Genomic DNA, 22,816 nt, shown 5'->3' on the forward strand with positions numbered 1-22,816 from the left:
CCTGTGACCCCATCATTATGAGTGATGTGCTCTAACCAGCTGAGCTACGTAGCCATCTTTTTTTCGCGTTACCTTATCGGCGTTGCGGGGCGCATTATGCGTATTGGGCCTGCGAGCGTCAACCACTTTTTCAAGGAAAATCGTCGTAATGTGACTGTTTGGTTAGGTTGCGAACAGCATGGTGCAATAATCGGCAAGAATTGATTATTTATCGTTTTTATTTGCCAATTTTGGCATAAAAAAAACGGACCCCGTAGGGTCCGTTGTTCGCCAGAATGGCTTATTTATAAGCTGACTGGTGCACGCCGACCGCGCGTCCTGATGGATCGTTCATGGTTTTGAACGCTTCATCCCACTCGATGGCTTTCGCTGAAGAGCAGGCGACGGACGGGCCGCCGGGTACGCATTCCGCCGCGCTTGGCAGCGGGAACAGCTCTTCGAAGATCTCGCGGTACAGATAGCCTTCTTTAGAGGTCGGCGTGTTGTACGGGAAGCGGAAGCTTGCCGTCTCCAGCTGCTGGTCGCTAATCTGTTTTGCCGCCACTTCTTTCAGCGTATCAATCCAGCTATAGCCCACGCCATCCGAGAACTGCTCTTTCTGGCGCCAGGCGACGCTGGCTGGCAGATAGGACTCAAAGCATTCGCGCAAAATATGTTTTTCCATTTTGCCGTTGCCGCACATTTTATCCTGCGGGTTGATGCGCATCGCCACATCGAGGAATTTCTTATCGAGGAACGGCACGCGGGCCTCTACCCCCCAGGCGGACATCGCTTTGTTGGCGCGGGCGCAGTCAAACATGTGCAGCGCCTGCAGTTTACGCACCGTTTCTTCATGCAGTTCTTTAGCGTTCGGCGCTTTGTGGAAGTAGAGATACCCGCCGAATACTTCATCGGAACCTTCGCCAGAGAGCACCATTTTAATGCCCATGGCTTTAATTTTACGCGACATCAGGTACATCGGCGTCGAGGCGCGAATGGTGGTCACGTCATACGTTTCGATGTGATAGATAACGTCGCGGATCGCATCCAGCCCTTCCTGCACCGTAAAGTGAATTTCGTGATGCACGGTGCCGAGGTGGTTCGCGACTTCTTGCGCCGCTTTCAGGTCAGGGGAGCCTTCGAGGCCGACCGCGAATGAGTGCAGCTGCGGCCACCAGGCTTCGCTGCGCTCCTGATCTTCAACGCGGCGGGCGGCGTATTTTTTGGTAATGGCCGAAATCACCGACGAGTCCAGGCCGCCGGAGAGCAGCACGCCGTAAGGTACGTCGGACATCAGGTGGCTTTTTACTGACTCTTCCAGCGCCTGACGCAACTCGTTTTTATCCGTGACGTTGTCTTTTACCGCGTCGTAGTCGAACCAGTCGCGCTGATAGTACTGGCGAATTTCGCCATCCTGGCTCCACAGGTAGCTACCCGCAGGGAACTCTTTAATCGTGCGGCAGACCGGCACCAGCGCTTTCATTTCAGAGGCGACGTAGAAGTTGCCGTGCTCGTCGTGGCCCATATACAGCGGGATAATACCGATATGGTCGCGGCCAATCAGGTAAGCGTCTTTCTCGCTGTCATACAGCGCGAAGGCAAACATCCCCTGCAGTTCATCGAGGAACTCAGGCCCTTTTTCCTGGTACAGCGCGAGGATTACTTCACAGTCGGAACCGGTCTGGAACTGGTAGCGATCGCCATATTCGGCGCGCAGCGCCTGGTGGTTGTAAATTTCACCGTTGACCGCCAGCGCATGGGTTTTTTGTTGGTTATAGAGCGGCTGGGCCCCGGCGTTGACGTCGACTATCGACAGACGTTCGTGGGCGAGAATCGCTTTATCGCTGGCATAAACGCCGGACCAGTCCGGTCCGCGGTGGCGCATCAGGCGGGAAAGTTCCAGTGCCTTTTTACGCAGTTCGCCTGCGTCAGTTTTGATATCCAGTACGCCAAAAATAGAACACATAGCCTTCTCCGTTACCCTGTCTTGTAGTGATGTTATGCAGACCTCGTCTCTTGCAAGGTCTTAGTGCGTGTTAAAGAAAATGCCGTAAAGGAGAGTGGGGCGCAAGAGATTTACTGGCAGGAAAGTAAAAAGTGCAATGCTGATTGCCGGATGTTGAAAAATGAGTATGTTTAGCTCGGCTTTATTGATGATTGTTTAGTGATAAGCCATTTTCATTAGATGAATCTATTTTTGGTGGTGCCAAAAATAAAAAACCACGTCCAGGGACGTGGTTTCGGCTCAAAAAACGTCGATTTCGGCGACCGACGGATAAATCCACGACGGGCGGAACGGCATGCTGTCGATATCGTCCAGCGTGGAGACTCCGGAGAGCACCAGAATGGTCTCAAGGCCCGCCTGGAAGCCGGCGAGGATATCGGTACGCAGGTTATCGCCGACGATCACCGTTTGCTCGGAGTGGGCCTGCATTTTGTTAAGCGCGGAACGGATAATCCACGGGCTCGGCTTACCGACATAAAACGGTTTACGGCCGGAGATTTTTTCGATTCCCGCACAGAGTGCGCCGCAAGCAGGGTAGTAGCCACGGCCGTGAGTATCCGGGTTGGTGGCGATGAAACGCGCGCCGTTGGCGACAAAGAAAGCCGCTTTATGCATCATTTCCCAGTTAAAGGAGCGAGTCTCGCCAACGATGACGAAATCAGGGTTAACGTCGGTGATGGTGAAGCCGGCCTTATACAGTTCGTGGATGAGCGCGCCTTCGCCAACCACATAGGCTTTTTTACCTTCCTGGCGACGCAGGAAATCAGCGGTGGCCATGGCGGAGGTGTAGAACGCGGTATCCGGCACTTCGATACCGGCGGTGGCGAAACGGTTGGCCAGGTCCTGGCCGGTTTGCGAAGGATAGTTGGTCAGCATCACCAGCGGCATGCCTTTATCCAGGATGCGTTTGATAAATTCAGCGGCGCCGGGAACAGCCACGTTATCGTGCATCAGCACGCCGTCGATATCACAAATTACGTTTTGAATGGTCATGGACAGTCCAACATCATTAACGAAAGGCGAAACTATAAAGCTGGATTAGCTTTCCAGCAAATGCTGTAGCAGGATGCCGTTGAGCATCGCGCGCTTGACCAGCGCGAAGGCGCCGATGGCCGAGCGGTGATCGAGCGTCGAACGTACCACGGGCAGGTTTTTACGAAACGCTTTCAGCGCCTGGCCGTTGATACAACCTTCAATGGCCGGCAGCAGCACCTTTTCCGCCTCGACGATTTCGCCGGCAATCACCACTTTTTGTGGGTTAAACAGATTGATGGCGATGGCGATGGTTTTACCCAGATGACGACCAACGTATTCGATCACTTCGCAGGCCAGCGCATCGCCTTTATTTGCCGCTTTGCAGATGGTTTTGATATTACAGTCATCAAGCGTGATACGGCTTTGATAGCCCTGCTCAAGCAGATGACGGACGCGGTGCTCAATGGCGGCGTTCGCGGCGACGGTTTCCAGACAGCCGAAGTTGCCGCAGTGACAGCGTTCGCCTAATGGGTCAACCTGGATATGGCCAATTTCACCGACGTTACCGTTACGGCCGATAAAAATACGCCCGTTGGAAATAATGCCCGCGCCGGTACCGCGGTGTACGCGCACCAGGATGGAGTCTTCGCAATCCTGGCTTGCGCCAAAATAGTGCTCGGCCAATGCCAGACTGCGGATATCGTGGCCGACAAAACAGGTGACGCTAAAGCGTTTTTCCAACGCGCCGACCAGCCCCCAGTTCTCGACCTGAATATGTGGCATATAGCGGATAACGCCGCTTTCCGGATCGACCAGCCCCGGCAAAATGACCGAAATGGCGATAAGCTCGCGGATTTTGCGCTGACAATTTTCAATAAAGGTGGCGATGATATTCAGCAGCGCGTGCTCGAGGGTTTCCTGGGTACGCTCCGGCAGCGGGAAATGCTCTTCTTCCAGCGTCTTACTGCTTAAATCATAGAGGGTCAGAGTGGCGTCATAGCGGCCAAGCCGCACGCCGATGGCGTTGAAATTGCGGGTCTCCGCAATGATAGAGATGGCGCGGCGCCCCCCGGTGGAGGCCTGCTGATCGACTTCTTTGATCAGGCCGCGCTCAATAAGCTGACGCGTAATTTTGGTTACGCTGGCAGGGGCAAGCTGACTTTGTTCCGCTATCTGAATGCGCGAGATGGGACCATGTTGGTCAATCAGCCGATAGACGGCCGCGCTGTTCAGCTGTTTTACCAGATCGACGTTACCAATTTGAGCTTGTCCGCCTGCTGTCATACTTTTACTTACTCAGTGACGACCTCGTTACCATTAACGATGGTCTTGATGATTTTATAATCGCGGCTGAAAGCGGTCAGGTTAGCGACCATACCCGGCGCAATGCTGCCGAGCTGCTTGTCCACGCCAATCGCGCGCGCCGGGTAGAGCGTCGCCATACGCAACACTTCGTCCAGCGCCACGCCGCAATGTTCAACGAGGTTACGTACCCCTTCAATCATGGTCAGCGAAGAGCCGCTGAGGGTGCCGTTTTCATCCACGCACAGACCATTGCGGTAGTATATTGTTTTACCAGCAAAAATGAACTGGTCAATATTAGCTCCTGCCGGCGCGGTGGCGTCAGTCACCAGGCACAGTTTATCGCCTTTCAGGCGTTTAGCGTTACGCACGTTGGCATAATCGACGTGCATACCGTCGACGATGATACCGCAGTAGACATCCGGCTCGTCGAAAATGGCGCCGGCCAGGCCTGGTTCGCGACCGGTAATATATGGCATGGCATTATAAAGGTGCGTCGCAAAAGTGATACCGGCGCGGAAACCGATTTTCGCCTCTTTCAGCGTAGCATTAGAGTGGCCTGCTGAAACGACGATGCCGGCGGCAACCAGTTTACGGATCACTTCCGGTTCGACGCGTTCAGGGGCCAGCGTCACTTTGGTGATAACGTCGGCGTTGTCGCACAGGAAGTCGACCAGCGCGGCGTCCGGTTTACGCACGTAGTCCGGGTTGTGAGTGCCTTTTTTAACGATATTCAACCACGGCCCTTCCAGATGCAGACCCAGCGCCTGGTTCGGGTGTTTTTGCAGGTATTCGCGCATCACGCGAATGCCTTGCTTCATCAGGTCATCGCTGGAGGTAATCAGCGTCGGCAGGAAGTTGGTGCAGCCGGAACGTTCATTCGCTTTCTGCATAATTTCCAGCGTTTCGACGGTGACCGCATCCGGACTATCGTTGAACTGCACGCCGCCGCAGCCGTTCAGCTGGACGTCGATGAAACCGGGGGCAATAATCGCGCCGTTGACCGAGCGTTGCTCAATTTCAGACGGCAAATCAGCCAGCGGACAGAGACGTTCGATACGGCCATTGGCGATAACAACCGCATGGTCATCGAGAATTTCATGACCGGTGTAAACCCGGCCCTGGGTTAATGCATACATTACGACCCCCGGTATATACGCCCCACCAGCTCAACTCGCATTGTTCTGGTGTGGCATACAAAGAAAAAGATGGTCCCACGCCAGGGCGCGGGACGGACTACATTACAGACCTTTAATATTTTCAGCTTCTAATTCGTTGAAATATTTCAGAGTCTTCACTTTCAGTTCCATCGTGGACGGCTCGTCGCAGACCACAACCGCTTTCGGATGCAGCTGCAGACAGGTGATGGTCCACATGTGGTTGACGTTACCTTCGACCGCCGCCTGCAGCGCCAGCGCTTTCTGATGGCCCAGCACCAGAATCATCACTTCTTCCGCATCCAGCAGAGTACCCACGCCCACGGTCAGCGCATATTTCGGCACCAGATCCACATCGCCGTCGAAGAAGCGGGAGTTGGCCACGCGGGTGTCATGGGTCAGGGTTTTAATACGGGTACGGGACGCCAGAGAAGAGGCCGGTTCGTTAAACGCGATATGACCATCGTTACCTACGCCGCCCATAAACAGGTGGATTTTACCGTAGGAGCGGATTTTTTCTTCATAACGACGGCATTCTGCATCGATATCCGGCGCATTACCATTCAGCAGGTTGATATTTTCAGCTGGAATATCAACATGGTCAAAGAAATTGCGGTGCATGAAGCTATGATAGCTTTCTGGATGCTCTTTCGGCAGGCCGACATACTCATCCATGTTGAAGGTAACAACGTGCTTGAAGCTAACCTGGCCTGCTTTATGCATTTCAACCAGCGCTTTGTAAGCGGTAAGAGGCGTACCACCGGTAGGCAGACCCAGTACGAACGGACGGTCCGCGGTTGGTTTGAACGCGTTAATGCGGTTAACGATATGACGGGCAGCCCATTTACCTACTTGTTCAGCTGTTACCAGGGGGATCAGTCTCATTCTTCACCTCTATAGTTAAATTAGAACCTGGCGGATTGGCGCCAGCATACTATGAAGAGTATTGCAGCAACTGCGCCGACCGGGGTCAATCTGTGTTGATTTTTTGAATGATAAAATAAGTTTTCGATGTTAGCCAGTCAAAGGGAGGGGGGAATACGATATTTGGTGATTATAGTCACAAAAAATACCCGTTTAATTTGCGATACGAATTAATTTTTCACACACTTTGCCGGTAAGTGATAAATCCGACCTTGTTACACAATAAAAAAGTGGCTTTGAAATGAGCCTCATCGGGGTCTCATAGGGGGAATAAGATGAATATTTTAGGTTTCTTTCAGCGGCTGGGTAGGGCGTTACAGCTCCCTATCGCAGTGCTGCCGGTCGCGGCCTTGCTGCTGCGATTCGGGCAACCAGATCTGCTGAACGTACCCTTCATCGCGCAAGCGGGTGGGGCAATCTTTGACAACTTAGCGTTGATCTTCGCCATCGGCGTGGCATCAAGTTGGTCCAAAGATAACGCGGGTTCTGCGGCGCTGGCCGGCGCGGTAGGTTATTTCGTGATGACCAAAGCGATGGTCACCATTAACCCGGAAATTAACATGGGCGTGCTGGCGGGTATCATTACCGGTCTGGTCGCGGGTGCTGTTTATAACCGTTGGGCCGGCATTAAACTGCCAGACTTCCTGAGCTTCTTCGGCGGTAAACGCTTCGTACCTATCGCTACCGGCTTCTTCTGTCTGGTGCTGGCTGCCATCTTCGGCTATGTCTGGCCGCCGGTGCAGCACGCTATTCATGCGGGCGGCGAATGGATCGTGTCTGCGGGCGCGCTGGGTTCCGGTATCTTCGGTTTCATCAACCGTCTGCTGATCCCAACCGGTCTGCATCAGGTGCTGAACACCATCGCCTGGTTCCAGATTGGCGAGTTCACCAACGCCGCGGGCGCGGTCTTCCACGGCGACATCAACCGCTTCTATGCCGGTGACGGTACCGCGGGGATGTTCATGTCCGGCTTCTTCCCGATCATGATGTTTGGTCTGCCGGGCGCTGCGCTGGCGATGTACATGGCTGCGCCGAAAGAGCGTCGTCCGATGGTCGGCGGTATGCTGCTGTCCGTGGCCATCACCGCGTTCCTGACCGGTGTGACCGAGCCGCTGGAATTCCTGTTCATGTTCCTGGCGCCATTGCTGTACCTCCTGCACGCTATCCTGACCGGTATCAGCCTGTTCATCGCAACGGCGCTGGGTATCCATGCGGGCTTCTCCTTCTCCGCGGGCGCTATCGACTACGTGTTGATGTACAGCCTGCCGGCAGCCAGCAAAAACGTCTGGATGCTGCTGGTGATGGGCGTGGTGTTCTTCTTCGTTTACTTCCTGTTGTTCAGCGCGGTTATCCGCATGTTCAACCTGAAAACGCCGGGTCGTGAAGATAAAACCGACGATGTCGTGACTGAAGAAGCTAACAGCAACACCGAAGAAGGTCTGACTCAGCTGGCGACCAACTACATCGCAGCCGTAGGCGGTACCGATAACCTGAAAGCCATTGATGCCTGTATCACCCGTCTGCGTCTGACCGTCGGCGACTCGGCGAAAGTCAACGATGCCGCGTGTAAACGTCTCGGCGCCTCCGGCGTGGTGAAACTGAACAAACAGACTATCCAGGTCATCGTTGGCGCGAAAGCGGAATCCGTTGGCGACGCCATGAAGAAAGTGGTTGCCCGTGGTCCGGTTGCCGCTACCGCCGTCTCGACTGACAGCGCGCCAGCCGCCGCGCCTGCGGTCAAACCGCAGGCGGTTGCAAACGCTAAAACCGTCGAAGCGCTGGTTTCCCCGATTACCGGCGAAGTGGTGGCGCTTGAACAGGTGCCGGATGAAGCCTTCGCCAGCAAAGCCGTCGGTGACGGTGTCGCGGTGAAACCGACCGATAACATCGTTGTCGCGCCGGCGGCCGGTACGGTGGTGAAAATCTTCAACACCAACCACGCATTCTGCCTGGAAACCGATAATGGCGCGGAAATCGTCGTCCATATGGGCATCGATACCGTCGCGCTGGAAGGCAAAGGCTTTAAACGTCTGGTTGAAGAGGGCGCACAGGTGAAAGCCGGCGAGCCGATTCTGGAAATGGATCTGGCGTTCCTCAACGCCAACGCTCGCTCGATGATTAGTCCGGTCGTCTGCAGCAACAGCGATGATTACAGCGCGCTGGTGATTCAGGCAACGGGTAACGTTGTCGCCGGCCAAACGCCGTTGTTCGAGATTAAAGGCAAGTAAGGCTCCTGAGTAGAGTTTTGCCTCAGCGGCGCAGCGAAACCTGCGCCGCTTTTTTTTGCTGCAAATACCCCCATATCCAACAACAGATACGTATTTTGCGTAACTAATAGTTGTCTCTGCGCCCTGCTTGTAAGATCATGTGCCGTTATACGTTGTTTACGCTTTGAGGAACCCGTGATGAGTGAGGCAGAAGCCCGCCCGACTAACTTTATCCGTCAGATCATCGATGAAGATCTGGCTACCGGTAAGCACACCACCGTTCATACCCGCTTCCCGCCGGAACCGAACGGCTACCTGCACATTGGCCATGCAAAATCCATTTGCCTGAACTTCGGCATCGCTCAGGATTACCAAGGTCAATGTAATCTGCGTTTCGATGACACCAACCCGGTGAAAGAAGATATCGAATACGTGGAGTCGATTAAAAACGACGTGCAGTGGTTAGGTTTCCACTGGTCCGGCGATGTCTGCTACTCCTCTGATTACTTCGATCAGCTGCATCAGTATGCGGTTGAACTGATCAACAAAGGTTTGGCCTACGTTGACGAACTGTCCGCCGACGAGATCCGCGAATACCGCGGTACCCTGAAAGAGCCGGGTAAAAACAGCCCTTACCGCGATCGCAGCGTGGAAGAGAACCTCGCGCTGTTCGAAAAAATGCGCACCGGCGGCTTTGAAGAGGGTAAAGCTTGCCTGCGCGCGAAGATCGACATGGCGTCGCCGTTCATCGTGATGCGTGACCCGGTGCTGTATCGCATTAAATTTGCGGAACACCATCAGACCGGTAACAAGTGGTGCATCTACCCGATGTACGACTTCACCCACTGCATCAGCGATGCGCTGGAAGGTATCACCCACTCGCTGTGTACCCTGGAGTTCCAGGACAACCGTCGTCTGTACGACTGGGTGCTCGACAACATCAGTATTCCGGTGCATCCGCGTCAGTATGAATTCTCGCGCCTGAATCTCGAATACACCGTGATGTCCAAGCGTAAGCTGAATCAGCTGGTGACGGAAAAGCACGTGGAAGGTTGGGATGACCCGCGTATGCCGACTATTTCCGGTCTGCGCCGTCGCGGCTATACCGCTGAATCCATCCGCGAGTTCTGCAAACGCATCGGCGTGACCAAGCAGGACAACACCATTGAGATGGCGTCGCTGGAGTCGTGCATTCGTGAAGATCTTAACGAAAACGCGCCGCGCGCGATGGCGGTAATCGATCCGGTTAAACTGGTTATCGAAAACTATCCGCAGGGCGCAAGCGAAATGGTGGCGATGCCGAACCATCCGAACAAGCCGGAAATGGGTAGCCGCGAGGTACCATTCAGCGCTGAGATCTGGATCGATCGCGCGGACTTCCGCGAAGAAGCCAACAAACAGTACAAGCGTCTGGTGCTGGGTAAAGAGGTGCGTCTGCGCAACGCCTACGTGATTAAAGCGGAACGCGTTGAGAAAGATGCAGAAGGTAATATCACTACCATCTTCTGTACTTACGATGCCGATACCCTGAGCAAAGACCCGGCCGATGGCCGCAAGGTTAAAGGCGTTATCCACTGGGTGAGCGCGGCGCACGCGCTGCCGGTTGAAATTCGCCTCTATGACCGTCTGTTTAGCGTGCCGAACCCGGGCGCGGCGGATGACTTCCTGGCGGTAATGAACCCGGAATCGCTGGTCATCAAGCAAGGTTTCGCGGAGCCGAGCCTGTCGAAAGCGCAGGCGGGTAAAGCATACCAGTTCGAGCGCGAAGGTTACTTCTGCCTCGACAGCCGCTACGCCACCGAGAGCCATCTGGTCTTCAACCGCACCGTTGGCCTGCGTGACACCTGGGCTAAAATCGGCGAGTAATGCTCACCGTCTTCATGAAACGCCGCGCACTGCGGCGTTTTTTTTATTTCAGAATCAGTGAATTAAGAATCGATATTTTTTCGATGCGAATTAATCTTATTAAAACGCAGTAATAATTCCCCATCTCTTCCTGCCTGCGTATTTACATTTAACCGTTTCAGCTTTGACGGATTTTCAATTTTTTTTCGATATAACCATGACTTATCGTTAAAAAAGCTGAGAAGTAAGTCTGTAACAAAACGACATAAATTATGTGCGCTTTGTCATAATCTTAAGCTTTGCTCTGCGAAAGAGATTGATAATTCGCGTCACGAAAAATAGTCTATCCATAGTGGTTTCGCGGACTTTTAACCGCACCGCTTTTAGTACTTTTTTATTTTTTTAGCGAGCTGCCTTTGGCAATCGCAATTTTAAAACGTCAAAGAGGATATGCACATGCGTACGTTTAGTGGCAAACGTAGTACGCTGGCGCTGGCTATTGCCGCCGTCACCGCGATGTCGGGTTGGGTTGTGGCTCCACAGGCCAGCGCAGCAGGCTTTATCGATGATTCTACCTTAACCGGCGGTATCTATTACTGGCAGCGCGAGCGCGACCGTAAAAACGTAGAAACCGACAAATACGAAACTAACCTTTCCCATTCTACCTGGAACGCCAACCTGGATTTCCAGTCCGGCTATGCCGCCGATATGTTTGGTCTGGATATTGCTGCCTTCACCGCGATTGAAATGGCGGAAAACGGCGACAGCGGCCATCCGAACGAAATTGCTTTCTCCTCCAGCAACCGTGCGTACAGCGAAGATTATACCGGCGATAAGAGCGGGATAAGCCTGTATAAAGCGGCAGCAAAATTTAAATTTGGCCCGGCGTGGGCGCGCGCGGGTTATATCCAGCCGACCGGACAAACGCTGCTGGCGCCGCACTGGAGCTTTATGCCGGGTACCTATCAGGGTGCGGAAGCCGGAGCCAACTTCGACTATGGCGATAACGGCGCGCTGAGTTTCTCCTATATGTGGACGAACGAATATAAGGCGCCGTGGCATATCGAGATGGATGATTTCTACCAGAACGATAAGAAAACCAAAGTTGACTATCTTCACTCTCTTGGCGCGAAGTACGATTTTAAAAACGATCTGGTGCTGGAAGCCGCATTTGGACAGGCCCAGGGCTATATCGATCAGTACTTTGCTAAAGCCAGCTACAAATTTGATATCGCGGGTTCGCCGTTGAGCACCAGCTATCAGTTCTACGGTACCCGCGATAAAGTCAGCAACGGCGGCGTCAACGATATCTACGACGGCACCGCGTGGCTGCAGGCGATCACTTTCGGCTATAAAGCGGCCGATGTGCTGGATCTGCGTCTGGAAGGGACCTGGGTGAAAGCCGATGGTCAGCAGGGCTACTTCCTGCAGCGTATGACGCCAACCTATGCCTCCTCTAACGGTCGTCTCGATATCTGGTGGGATAACCGCTCTGACTTTAACGCCAACGGCGAGAAAGCGGTGTTCTTCGGTGCGATGTACGACATGAAGAACTGGGACATGCCGGGCTGGGCGTTTGGCGCATCCTATGTTTACGCCTGGGATGCTAAGCCTGGCAGAATGGCATCTCCGGATGCTTACTACGATCCTAACTATCGTCTGAAAGAATCCGCCTACAGTCTGGATGCTATCTACACCCTGCAGGAAGGCCGCGCGAAAGGAACGATGTTCAAACTGCACTTCACGCAATACGACAACCACTCCGACATCCCTAGCTGGAGCGGCGGTTACGGCAACATCTTCCAGGATGAGCGTGACGTGAAGTTTATGGTTATCGCACCGTTCACCATTTTCTGATGCCTGCGCGGCGGGCGTGAGCCTGCCGCCCCTCCGGGAGAATAATTATGAAAAAGCTGCTGCTCATCGCCATCATGGCATCGGGTTTGGTTGCCTGCGCGCAATCGCCAGCGCCGAAAGAAGATTCCAAATTGAAAGATGCCTATAGCGCCTGTATCAACACGGCGGAAGGTAATCCGGACAAAATTGAAGCCTGTCAGAGCGTGCTCAATGTCCTGAAGGAAGAGAAACCGCATCAGCAGTTTGCGACGCAGGAGAGCGTCAGAGTGCTGGATTATCAGGCCTGTATTCAGGCGACGCGCACCGGTAATGACCAGGCGGTCAAAGCGCGCTGCGATAAAATCTGGCAGGAGATTCGCAGTAATAACACCACGAAGTAAAGCAGACAGTTAAGCGTAAACGGGCGGAGCGCACACTCCGCCCGTCGCTATTTTAACGCGGTATTTCCGCTGGCTGATAGCCGCGGCTCAGACGCATGAACAACATGGCAGTGGCGGCGAATCCGCATAGCGCCGCGCACATCAGCCACCAGCCCGGCGCGCTCTTATCGCCGGTGATTTCCACCAGCGCGGTAGAGATAGCTGGCGTCAGGCCGCCGAAGATAGCGGTGGCGAGGCTAAACGCCAGCGAAAAGCCCACGGTGCGAACGTAGACCGGCATCACTTCCGTTAGCGCCGCCACCATTGCGCCGTTATACATACCAAAGAAGAACGAGAACCACAGCAGCACCAGCGTCATGCGGGTGAAGTCCGGCGCGGCGGTGAGCCATTGCATCACCGGCCAGGTGGTCAGCAGCGCCAGGACGGTAATACCCATCAGCACCGGACGGCGGCCTATTTTGTCTGACAGCGCCCCGCCAATCGGCAACCAGATAAAGTTAGAGATACCGACCAGCATCGTGACCAGCAAGCTGTCGCGTGCGCTCAGATGCAGTACCGCTCTGCCGTAAGTTGGGGTATAGACGGTAATAAAATAAAAGGTGGTGGTGGTCATCGCTACCAGTAAGGTGCCTGCGCTGATGATGCGCCAGTTTTTAACAATTGTGGTCAGTATCTCTTTCGTATCGGGACGATGCTTACGCTGAAGAAAGGCTTCGGTCTCCTGCAGCGAACGCCGTAGCACGAAAATCAGCGGGATAATCAGGCAGCCGATAAAGAAGGGAATGCGCCAGCCCCATTCTGCAATCTCGTCGTGACCCAGCGTCTCGTTCAGTGCGTAGCCAATCAGCGCCGCCATGACGATGGCCACCTGTTGGCTGGCGGACTGCCAACTGGTATAGAACCCCTTTTTCCCCGGTTTGGCGATTTCCGCCAGATAGACCGACACGCCGCCGAGCTCGACCCCGGCCGAGAATCCTTGCAGCAAACGGCCAATTAATACCAACACCGGCGCCAGCATGCCGATGGTTTGGTAGCCCGGCACCAGCGCAATCAGTAACGTGCCGCAGCCCATAATCGCCAGGGTGACCATCAGTCCTTTACGGCGCCCGATCCTGTCGATATAGGCGCCCAGCACCACCGCGCCAATGGGGCGCATCAGAAAGCCGGAACCAAATACGGCAAAGGTGAGCATCAACGCCGCAAACTCGCTCTCTGCCGGAAAGAAGGTTCTGGCGATATAGGTGGCATAGAAACCAAACAGAAAGAAGTCGAATTGCTCGAGAAAATTACCGCTGGTTACGCGGAGAATTGCGCCGAAGGTACCGGCGCGCGAGGTTGGTTGGGTCATAGAGTTTGCTCTCCATTGTCTTTATCTTGTTGTTATAGAGGTAAGAGGGAGCGGGTTAGTCGCCTGCGACTGCCGCCTGTTTTCCGCGCCGCTTCTCAATCGCCCACTTGAGTAACGCCGCACAGCGATAAAATCCGTGGGCAAATTTTCCGTATGGCAGCGTTAAAAACAGCGCCATCACCACCCCGAGATGGATAGCGAGCAGAATGCCCATCCACGAGGTGTCCCGGCCCGCCAGGAGCGCGAGCCCGGTAAAACTGGTCAGCAGCAACAGCAGGATAAAAGCGCGATCCATCGGTTTTTGCCGCGCGTCGCCGTGCAGCGACGAGCGGCGCAGATTCAGCCATAGCAAACCCGCAGGGCCTACCAGCAGCCCGATGCCGCCGAACGTGCCCAACAGCACCGGTACGCTGAAGAACGGGTAGGGCGCCTCCCAACCGGCGAGATAGTGATAGCCCGTGGCCACAACCGTGGCGGCGAAACAGAGCATGAAACCGTAGAAAGTGAAGTGGTGAAAACGGCGGCGCATCAGGGTGAAGGCGTCATCGGCCTCGTTACAGCCTTTACCGTGTCCGCCGTCGAGATATTTCAAGGTCAGCGCATCATGTGAGGCCCTGGCGATATCAGCCGCCTGCGGTTGGCCCGGCGAGATCTCGCGCCAGAAACGAATCACCCCGCTCATCAGTAAACCGATGGCCAAAATAAAGACTGAACCAAACATCCACGCCAGCAGGTTATGTGGGAAAATCTGGTAGAAATCGCCGGCCAGCGGCGGGTGCAGCAGCGAGCCTTTGAGCCCCATCGCCAGCAGCAGAAACAGGACAAGACCCGCGACCAGCGCCAGCACCGTGGCGATCCCCGCACGGCGATATAAACTGCCGAAAGCGGCGGGCCGGGCGTAATGTTGATAGGTTTCCAGCCGCACTTCCGCCATCGCTTTGGGAACATTAATCGCAAACTCGTGCGGCGGGGCATACTGGCAGGCGTGCAGGCAGGCGCCGCAGTTGTGGCACAGGTTCGCCAGATAGTTAATATCCGCCTTGCCAAAGGACAGACGCTGGGTCATGGCCGGAAATACGGCGCAAAAGCCTTCGCAATAGCGGCAGGCGTTACAGACCTGCATCACCCGTTCGACTTCCGCTTCCGGCTCGGTGATGATTTGCGCCTCGATGATCAGCTTTTCAAGCGACTTCATGATGTTTCTCCTGCTGCGCCGCCAGGGCGGCTTGCTGACCGGCAATGCGGCCGAATGTGGTGCCGATCGACATGCCTACGCCGGCGGTATAGCCTTTGCCCAGCACGTTGCCGGCCATCATTTCGCCGGCGACAAACAGATTGCGGCTCGGCTTGCCGGCAAAGTGGACGGCGGCGTGTTGATTGACGTACAGCCCGAGGTAGGTGAAGGTGATCCCTGGACGTAGGGCATAACCGTAATAAGGCGGCGTATCGATAGGCCGCGCCCAGTGGGTCTTCGGCGGCGTCAGGCCGACGGTGGCGCAGTTATCAAGACGGGTATGGTCGAACTGGCCTGGCGTACAGGCGGCATTGTAGCTGGCGATGGTCTGTGACAAACGTTCGCCGTCCAGCCCCAGCTGGCGGGCCAGTTCCGCGATGGTATTGGCCTGGGCGCCCGGAAATACGGGCGGCATAAACTGTCCAACGGCTTTGCTGTCGATGATCGAATAGCCGATTTGCCCCGGCTGGTGGGCGACCAGACGGCCCCAGATGGCGTAACGTTTGGGCCAGAAATCTTCCCCTTCATCATAAAAGCGCTCAGCATCGCGGTTCACCACCACCCCCAGCGACACGCAGTCGACGCGGGTACAGATGCCGCCGTCATAGAGCGGCGCCCGGGCGTCAATGGCGACGCAGTGCGACTGCGAAGGATCGCCGATGATATCGGCCCCGGCGTCGATCATAAATTTGAGCAGCACTCCCTGATTAAAACGGGTGCCGCGGATGAGAAAGTTGTCGGCAGGCCATTCGCCGCGCTCATTTTGCCCCCAGGCTTCGCGCAGCCACTCGCGGTTAGATTCAAAACCGCCGGCGGCGAGCACGCAGGTTTTCGCGGCGATCCGCTCGGCGCCCGCCAGCGCGGCGACGAATTCGCCATCACGTAATTCAAGCGCCTGCACCGGAGTGTTATAGCGGATCTGCACGCCCATCTGCTCGGCGCTGCGGTAATAGGCATTGACCAGGGCTTTACCGCCGCCCATAAAAAAGGCGTTGGTGCGGGCGACGTGCAGGGCGCCGGATAAGGGCGGTTGAAAGTTAACGCCATGACGGCGCATCCAGTCCCGACATTGCGACGAGGTGCGGATCACCAACCGGGCCAGCGTTTCGTTGGTGTTGCCCCCGGTCACGCGCAGCAGATCCTGCCAGTATTCTTCTTCCGGGTAGCTGTCGACTAAGACATCCTGCGGCGCATCGTGCATACAACGCAGGTTACGCGTGTGCTGAGAGTTACCGCCACGCCATTCCCGCGGCGCGGCCTCCAGCAGCAGGACGGATGCGCCTGCTTCCCGGGCGGTTAAGGCGGCGCATAACGCGGCGTTGCCGCCGCCAATCACCAGTACATCCACCATTATCGGCTCCATTACGCTTTGACTAATTGTTAAATTTGTAATGGAAATGTAAGGTGCAGGGGCGGCAGGCGCTATGGCGTAAAGCTAAAGAGGGGTTTAGTAAGTGTAAAGACTGGCGCCCGGCCAGCAGCCAGTTTCCACAAGCTGACGCATGACTTTGGTCAATATCACGCGCGCGGCAAGGCCTGCCGGGGTGAGTTCATCATCTGAGAGACTGACCAGAAAATTAGGTCGGCTAAGTACTGGATTGTCGACGCCGATCACTCTTAGCGCCTCGTTGTCGAGATGAGAAATCGCCGCGCCCGGCTGCAGCGTGGCGCCGAGGCCATCACGGACGGCCCGCATCAGCAGGGCCAGGCCATCGATTTCAGCTACCACGTCAACGTTGATGGCGTGCTCCTGGCAAATAGCGTCCAGCCTGCCGCGCAGGCCATGCCCCTGGCTTGGCATAATCAGCGGGATGGCGGCCAGTTGGTTCGGGGAGATGCTATCGCCGGGCAGCGGCGCCAGCACGTCATGGGCGCCAATGAGAAACAGACGCTCTTCGAGAATGGGTCTGGCGCTCCAGCGCAGGATCTTCTCTTTCTGGAAAACGATGGCTAAATCGAGCTGGCGGGTATTGATCATCCGTTCCAGATTGCCGGAGAGGCTCTCCACCAGGTGCAGGCGGACGTCGGCGTAGCTTTCGCGCATGGCGTTGATAAAAGGTACGCCAAGTACAGAAGCGGTGCTGGGCGCCATACCGACGCTGACGTGACCGGAAAGGCGTGCTTCACGCGCGGCGAGAATGGCATCGTCAGCATGGCGCAGCGCCAGTTGCGCCTGTGAGTAAAAGGCGAGCCCGGCGCTGGTGGGCATTACGCCACGCGAAGTCCGTTGCAGCAGGCGGATAGCGAGTTCATTTTCCAGACGCGCCATTTGCTGGCTGAGCGCAGAGACGCCAATATTCAGATCGAGCGCGGCGCGGCCCATACTGCCGGTTTCCACGATGCGGACAAAATAGCGTAGCTGGCGCAGCTCCATAGTGACTCTCCGTACAAGGCGATAGGCTCTGACAGAATACGCATTCAGGCGGATTTCGCCCATAAAAAAAGCCAACCTTCAGGTTGGCTTTTTACGACAAACGAGACGGGAAATTATTTATTCACCGCATCGTGGGCATGTTCATCTTCGCGGCAGTCGCCTTCCGCACAGTGGCCGTACAGGTACAGGCTGTGGTTAGTTAAGCGGATGCCGTGTTGCGCAGCAATTTCACGTTGGCGGGATTCGATCGAATCATCGCTGAACTCGATCACTTTGCCGCAGTCGAGGCAAATCAGGTGATCGTGGTGGTGCTGCTGAGTCAGCTCGAATACGGATTTACCGCCTTCGAAGTTGTGACGAGTCACGATGCCTGCATCGTCGAACTGGTTCAGCACGCGGTAAACGGTAGCCAGACCAATCTCTTCACCCATATCGATCAGGCGTTTATATAAATCTTCCGCACTGACGTGATGGTTATCCGGTTCCTGCAACACTTCCAGAATTTTCAGTCGGGGAAGTGTGACTTTCAGGCCAGCCTTCTTTAATGCGATATTGTTGTCAGTCATGCGGAATCTGTCCTGTTGCTAAAGATCGGCTTCCTTCAAAGGGAAGCAATACAGAGAATCACCCGATGTAATGCGTCTCATTATAGAGCTGCTACTCTGAAATGAAAACTGCAAGCATCGCGCCTTGTAAGCTGTCAAAAACGAATTACCAGCTACAAACTGTGTCACGTGACCTCGTGGAATCAGAGGACATTGTACAGATATGTGATGAAAAGTTAAAAACTTGTAGCTATTAGTTTGATTGCTTTTATCTATTAATTCAGCACAGCTTAATAGCTGCGCCGTTTGATTCTTAGGCGTTTTTGATTTCTTCCAGATGCAGCTCTTCGGAAATCTGCTTCACCCACTTCTCAACGCGCTCGTTGGTCAGTTCCGGTTGACGGTCTTCATCAATCGCCAGACCTACGAAGTGATCGTCGTCCGCCAGGCCTTTCGACGCTTCAAAGTGGTAGCCCGCGGTCGGCCAGTGGCCAACGATGGTTGCGCCGCGCGGTTCAATGATGTCACGAATGGTGCCCAGCGCATCGCAGAAGTATTCTGCGTAATCTTCCTGGTCGCCGCAGCCAAAGACGGCTACCAGCTTACCGTTAAAGTCGATCTCTTCCAGCGTCGGGAAGAAGTCGTCCCAGTCGCACTGCGCTTCGCCGTAGTACCAGGTTGGGATGCCGAGCAGCAGAATATCGTGGCTTTCCAGATCTTCTTTGCTGCTCTTGGCAATGTCGTGAACTTCAGCAACGTCTTTACCGAGCTGCTTTTGGATCATTTTTGCAATATTTTCGGTGTTGCCGGTGTCGCTGCCAAAAAAGATGCCGATGATTGCCATGAGTAAAATAACCTCTTGAAACTTAATGATGTGGTAGTGGCATTATGCCTACAGTTAACGGCAATCATAGCAGAACAGGGAAGGGCGCGGAAACAGCAATAACGTCCTGGTGCACACTCTGCTACATGAAAGCGATTTTTTTGCGTTTTTCAGACTTCGCCCTGGTTACGCAGGCAGGCCAGTTGGTGCATCAGCATCTCTTCGATAAGATCGCTGCGGCTCATATTGCGGGCTTCCGCCAGCTCATTAAGCGCGTCGACCGCATCGGCGTTGAGCTTCAACTCAACGCGCTTCAAGCCGCGAACCTTATCGCGTTTGAGCTGATTGCGTTTGTTGATGCGCAGTTGTTCATCGCGCGAAAGCGGATTGGTTTTCGGTCTACCCGGGCGACGCTCATTTGCGAACAAATCTAATGTCGTTCGGTCCGTTTGTTCTTTTGCCATGATTCAGAGTGACTTCGGGGAAACAAGCTGCCGGGCTATAGCCGGCGCAGATAGCGCGCCATAATACATCAGGCGAACCGCTGCGCCAACGACCGCGGGCATTCTGCCGCGCGGTCGGGCGTTTTTTAGCCACTCAGGCTTCAATTGTGCTCAGATAACGGCGAATTGCGCGTAAAACCGCCTCGGGTTTTTCCGCATGCACCCAGTGTCCGGCGCCGGCAATGACGTGGGCGCGGGCCTGCGGGAACTGCACCAGCAGCGCGTCGCGGTATTCATCGGTGACATAAGGGGAGTTGCCGCCGGGAATAAATTGCGCCGGGTGCGGCCAGGCTGGCACGGTTTCCCAGCCGACAATATGCGGGTATTGATCCCACAGCGCCGGCACGTTGAAGCGCCACGCGCCGTCGACAAAGGATTTCAGCAGAAACTGAATGACGCCTTCTTCCTTTATATGCTCGCGCATCACCTGCGCCGCCTGCTGGCGGGTGCTGGCGGCGGATTCGCTGACCGCGTTAATCGCCGCGAAGATCTCATCATGACGACGGACGTGATAAGCCACCGGCGCAATATCAATCGCCACCAGCCCGGCGATGCGATCCGGCGCCAGCGCGGTCAGCGCCATCACCGCTTTGCCGCCCATCGAATGGCCGATAAAAGTCGCTTTCTCTATCTGATGATCGTCAAGAGTATCCAGCAGATCCTGCGCCATCGCGCGGTAGGTCATCTCCGGCGAACGCGGGGATAAACCGTGGTTTCGCATATCGACCTGCAATATATCGTAGTCGGCGACCAGATCGCGGGCGAGGATCCCAAGATTGTCCAGGCTGCCGAACAGGCCATGTACCAGGACGATTGGGGATTTATTGTGCGGGTTTTGTGCAGATTGCGCTCGGCTATTTAATTTCATGGCAAAGTTCTTTTTTTCGCTCCGTCGGGTTAGGGTATTATGTTGGACATTCTGCCATTAGGCTGCAAGACCCGGAAGCATTCTGAGTTTTAACGCCATCCTGGTTTGACGCTATTCGCGGTTGGGATTTGTCCTCTATCTGATGCCTTTTGCGCAGTAGTGTGAAAGACAAAGGATAGTTAATCCCGACGACTTGTATTCAGAAACAAAGAAATCGCACTGGATTAAGATGAAAACAATCGAAGTTGATGATGAGCTCTACCGCTATATTGCCAGCCACACTCAGCATATTGGCGAGAGCGCATCCGACATTTTACGGCGCATGCTGAAATTTTCCGCCGTTTCTCAGCCTGCATCTGGCGCGCCAGCGGCGAAAGCCGCGCCGACGGCTGCTCCTGCGGCGGCGCCAGCCGTCGAAGCGAAGCCGGCCAACCCGGTTAAAGATAAAGTCCGCGCGATGCGCGAGCTGCTGTTATCTGACGAATACGCTGAACAAAAGCGCGCGGTTAACCGCTTCATGCTGGTGTTGACTACGCTTTACTCGTTAGACAGTAAGGCATTTTCAGAAGCCACTGAGTCTCTGCACGGACGCACCCGCGTATACTTCGCCGAAGACTCACGGACGCTGCTGAAAAGCGGTAATCAGACCAAACCGAAACAGGTTCCTGGTACGCCGTGGTGGGTTATCACCAATACTAATACCGGCCGTAAATGCAGCATGATCGAACACATCATGCAATCAATGCAGTTCCCTGCGGAGCTGATTGAAAAGGTTTGCGGCACGATCTAGTTAATTAAACTTTGCACCAGAAGGATCAGGCAATGGCAATCGATAAACGTGCGGGTCAGCCGGCACAACAGAGTGATTTGATTAACGTCGCCCAGCTGACCGCTCAGTACTATGTGCTGAAGCCGGAAGCGGGCAATGCGGAGCATGCGGTTAAATTCGGCACCTCCGGCCATCGCGGTAGCGCAGGGCGCCACAATTTCAATGAGCAGCATATTCTGGCGATTGCGCAGGCGATTGCGGAAAACCGCGCGAAAAACGGCATCACCGGCCCGTGCTACGTGGGTAAGGATACCCACGCTTTATCCGAACCGGCCTTCATTTCCGTGCTGGAAGTGCTGGCGGCAAACGGTGTTGATGTGATCGTTCAGGAAAACAACGGCTTCACCCCGACGCCGGCGGTTTCCAACGCGATTCTGGTGCATAACAAAAAAGGCGGGCCGCTGGCGGATGGTATTGTCATTACCCCGTCGCACAACCCGCCGGAAGATGGCGGTATTAAGTACAACCCGCCAAACGGCGGCCCGGCTGATACTAACGTGACTAAAGTGGTAGAGAACCGCGCTAATGAACTGCTGGCTGCTGGCCTGCAGGGCGTGAAACGTATTTCTCTCGACGCCGCGCTGGCTTCCGGCCACGTGAAAGAGCAGGACCTGGTACAGCCGTTTATTGAAGGGCTGGCGGATATCGTCGATATGGCGGCTATCCAGAAAGCGGGCCTGAAACTGGGCGTCGACCCGCTGGGCGGATCCGGTATCGAATACTGGAAACGCATCGGCCAACACTACAAGCTGGATTTGACCATCGTCAACGATCAGGTCGATCAGACGTTCCGCTTTATGCACCTTGATAAAGATGGCGCGATCCGCATGGACTGCTCCTCCGAGTGTGCGATGGCGGGTCTGCTGGCGCTGCGCGATAAGTTCGATCTGGCTTTCGCCAACGATCCGGATTACGACCGTCACGGTATCGTGACCCCGGCTGGCCTGATGAACCCGAACCACTATCTGGCGGTGGCTATCAACTACCTGTTCCAGCATCGTCCGCAGTGGGGCAAAGATGTTGCGGTTGGTAAAACGCTGGTTTCTTCGGCGATGATTGATCGCGTGGTTAACGATTTGGGCCGTAAGCTGGTGGAAGTGCCGGTAGGCTTCAAGTGGTTTGTTGATGGTCTGTTCGACGGCAGCTTCGGCTTCGGCGGCGAAGAGAGCGCGGGGGCATCGTTCCTGCGTTTTGACGGCACGCCGTGGTCCACCGATAAAGACGGTATCATCATGTGCCTGCTGGCGGCGGAAATCACCGCGGTGACCGGTAAGAACCCGCAGGAACACTACAACGAGCTGGCGGAACGCTTTGGCGCCCCGAGCTACAACCGTCTGCAGGCATCGGCCACTTCCGCGCAGAAAGCGGCGCTGTCTAAGCTATCGCCGGAAATGGTGAGCGCCGATACGCTGGCGGGCGATCCGATCACCGCGCGTCTGACCGCGGCGCCGGGCAACGGCGCTTCTATCGGCGGGCTGAAAGTGATGACCGACAACGGCTGGTTCGCGGCCCGTCCGTCAGGCACCGAAGACGCCTACAAAATCTACTGCGAGAGCTTCCTTGGCGAAGAGCATCGCAAGCTGATTGAAAAAGAAGCGGTAGAGATTGTCAGTGAAGTGCTGAAAAACGCCTGATCCTGTTTACCCCGGCGGCGTTAACCG

At 55.2% G+C, this 22,816-nt stretch carries 19 protein-coding genes and 1 pseudogene; 6 read left to right on the top strand and 14 right to left on the bottom strand.

Annotated features, from left to right (window positions below):
- Window positions 1–280: 280 nt before the first annotated feature.
- The 5 genes from asnB to nagB all read right to left on the bottom strand — a co-directional run bounded on the left by asnB (window position 281) and on the right by nagB (window position 6,303).
- Window positions 281–1,945 carry an asparagine synthase B gene (gene asnB / locus ABLV17_RS15250; protein WP_015367711.1) on the bottom strand — a complete coding sequence of 555 codons (1,665 nt, stop codon included), beginning with the start codon at window positions 1,943–1,945 and terminating at the stop codon, window positions 281–283.
- Window positions 1,946–2,224: 279 nt separating this feature from the next.
- Complete coding sequence (locus tag ABLV17_RS15255) at window positions 2,225–2,977, bottom strand: HAD-IIA family hydrolase (RefSeq protein WP_045392984.1); 753 nt, start codon at window positions 2,975–2,977, stop codon at window positions 2,225–2,227.
- 45 nt (window positions 2,978–3,022) lie between these two features.
- Complete coding sequence (locus ABLV17_RS15260; RefSeq protein ID WP_087860229.1) at window positions 3,023–4,243, bottom strand: N-acetylglucosamine repressor; 1,221 nt, start codon at window positions 4,241–4,243, stop codon at window positions 3,023–3,025.
- Between the two features lie 8 nt (window positions 4,244–4,251).
- On the bottom strand, window positions 4,252–5,400 hold the full coding sequence (gene nagA, locus ABLV17_RS15265) for an N-acetylglucosamine-6-phosphate deacetylase (protein WP_015367708.1): 1,149 nt from the start codon (window positions 5,398–5,400) through the stop codon (window positions 4,252–4,254).
- A 102-nt stretch (window positions 5,401–5,502) separates the two neighbouring features.
- The gene (nagB, locus tag ABLV17_RS15270) at window positions 5,503–6,303 is read right to left on the bottom strand and encodes a glucosamine-6-phosphate deaminase (protein WP_015367707.1); all 801 of its coding nucleotides are present in this window, start codon (window positions 6,301–6,303) and stop codon (window positions 5,503–5,505) included.
- Between the two features lie 314 nt (window positions 6,304–6,617).
- Here nagB and nagE point away from each other — a divergent pair, with 314 nt between their 5' ends.
- Window positions 6,618–8,570 carry a PTS N-acetyl glucosamine transporter subunit IIABC gene (gene nagE, locus ABLV17_RS15275; protein WP_271032765.1) on the top strand — a complete coding sequence of 651 codons (1,953 nt, stop codon included), beginning with the start codon at window positions 6,618–6,620 and terminating at the stop codon, window positions 8,568–8,570.
- A 177-nt stretch (window positions 8,571–8,747) separates the two neighbouring features.
- On the top strand, window positions 8,748–10,415 hold the full coding sequence (gene glnS, locus ABLV17_RS15280) for a glutamine--tRNA ligase (protein ID WP_045381516.1): 1,668 nt from the start codon (window positions 8,748–8,750) through the stop codon (window positions 10,413–10,415).
- 252 nt (window positions 10,416–10,667) lie between these two features.
- Here the strand turns inward: glnS and ABLV17_RS15285 are convergent.
- Window positions 10,668–10,745: pseudogene (locus ABLV17_RS15285) on the bottom strand (methionine synthase); the annotation flags it as partial.
- Between the two features lie 105 nt (window positions 10,746–10,850).
- On the opposite strand from ABLV17_RS15285, the gene chiP reads away from it, so the two are divergent.
- Both chiP and chiQ read left to right on the top strand, forming a co-directional pair.
- Entirely contained in the window at window positions 10,851–12,251 is a 1,401-nt protein-coding gene (gene chiP, locus ABLV17_RS15290) for a chitoporin (protein WP_045392987.1), read from the top strand.
- 47 nt (window positions 12,252–12,298) lie between these two features.
- A complete protein-coding gene (gene chiQ, locus ABLV17_RS15295) occupies window positions 12,299–12,631 on the top strand; it encodes a ChiQ/YbfN family lipoprotein (protein WP_113373857.1) in 333 nt (110 codons plus the stop codon).
- 52 nt (window positions 12,632–12,683) lie between these two features.
- Here the strand turns inward: chiQ and ABLV17_RS15300 are convergent, their stop codons facing one another.
- The 8 genes from ABLV17_RS15300 to ybfF all read right to left on the bottom strand — a co-directional run bounded on the left by ABLV17_RS15300 (window position 12,684) and on the right by ybfF (window position 20,326).
- Complete coding sequence (locus tag ABLV17_RS15300; protein WP_213794485.1) at window positions 12,684–13,979, bottom strand: MFS transporter; 1,296 nt, start codon at window positions 13,977–13,979, stop codon at window positions 12,684–12,686.
- A gap of 55 nt (window positions 13,980–14,034) precedes the next feature.
- Entirely contained in the window at window positions 14,035–15,174 is a 1,140-nt protein-coding gene (gene tcuB, locus ABLV17_RS15305; RefSeq protein WP_308957915.1) for a tricarballylate utilization 4Fe-4S protein TcuB, read from the bottom strand.
- On the bottom strand, window positions 15,161–16,564 hold the full coding sequence (tcuA, locus tag ABLV17_RS15310; RefSeq protein ID WP_213794487.1) for an FAD-dependent tricarballylate dehydrogenase TcuA: 1,404 nt from the start codon (window positions 16,562–16,564) through the stop codon (window positions 15,161–15,163). Before tcuA ends, tcuB begins: the two co-directional genes overlap by 14 nt.
- 96 nt (window positions 16,565–16,660) lie before the next feature.
- On the bottom strand, window positions 16,661–17,587 hold the full coding sequence (tcuR, locus tag ABLV17_RS15315; protein WP_271032769.1) for a tricarballylate utilization LysR family transcriptional regulator TcuR: 927 nt from the start codon (window positions 17,585–17,587) through the stop codon (window positions 16,661–16,663).
- A gap of 113 nt (window positions 17,588–17,700) precedes the next feature.
- Window positions 17,701–18,153, bottom strand: a complete 453-nt coding sequence (fur, locus tag ABLV17_RS15320) for a ferric iron uptake transcriptional regulator (RefSeq protein ID WP_015367698.1) — start codon at window positions 18,151–18,153, stop codon at window positions 17,701–17,703.
- Between the two features lie 292 nt (window positions 18,154–18,445).
- On the bottom strand, window positions 18,446–18,976 hold the full coding sequence (gene fldA, locus ABLV17_RS15325) for a flavodoxin FldA (protein ID WP_015367697.1): 531 nt from the start codon (window positions 18,974–18,976) through the stop codon (window positions 18,446–18,448).
- A gap of 149 nt (window positions 18,977–19,125) precedes the next feature.
- Window positions 19,126–19,419 carry a LexA regulated protein gene (gene ybfE / locus ABLV17_RS15330; RefSeq protein ID WP_015367696.1) on the bottom strand — a complete coding sequence of 98 codons (294 nt, stop codon included), beginning with the start codon at window positions 19,417–19,419 and terminating at the stop codon, window positions 19,126–19,128.
- 133 nt (window positions 19,420–19,552) lie between these two features.
- A complete protein-coding gene (gene ybfF / locus ABLV17_RS15335) occupies window positions 19,553–20,326 on the bottom strand; it encodes an esterase (RefSeq protein ID WP_308957918.1) in 774 nt (257 codons plus the stop codon).
- Window positions 20,327–20,555: 229 nt separating this feature from the next.
- Between ybfF and seqA the strand changes: the two genes are divergently transcribed.
- Entirely contained in the window at window positions 20,556–21,116 is a 561-nt protein-coding gene (gene seqA, locus ABLV17_RS15340) for a replication initiation negative regulator SeqA (protein WP_213317403.1), read from the top strand.
- Between the two features lie 32 nt (window positions 21,117–21,148).
- Complete coding sequence (pgm, locus tag ABLV17_RS15345) at window positions 21,149–22,789, top strand: phosphoglucomutase (alpha-D-glucose-1,6-bisphosphate-dependent) (RefSeq protein ID WP_087860223.1); 1,641 nt, start codon at window positions 21,149–21,151, stop codon at window positions 22,787–22,789.
- Window positions 22,790–22,816 lie beyond the last annotated feature (27 nt).

It is taken from the genome of Klebsiella sp. CN_Kp091 (assembly GCF_040065095.1).
In the GTDB taxonomy this organism is placed as follows: domain Bacteria; phylum Pseudomonadota; class Gammaproteobacteria; order Enterobacterales; family Enterobacteriaceae; genus Klebsiella; species Klebsiella aerogenes.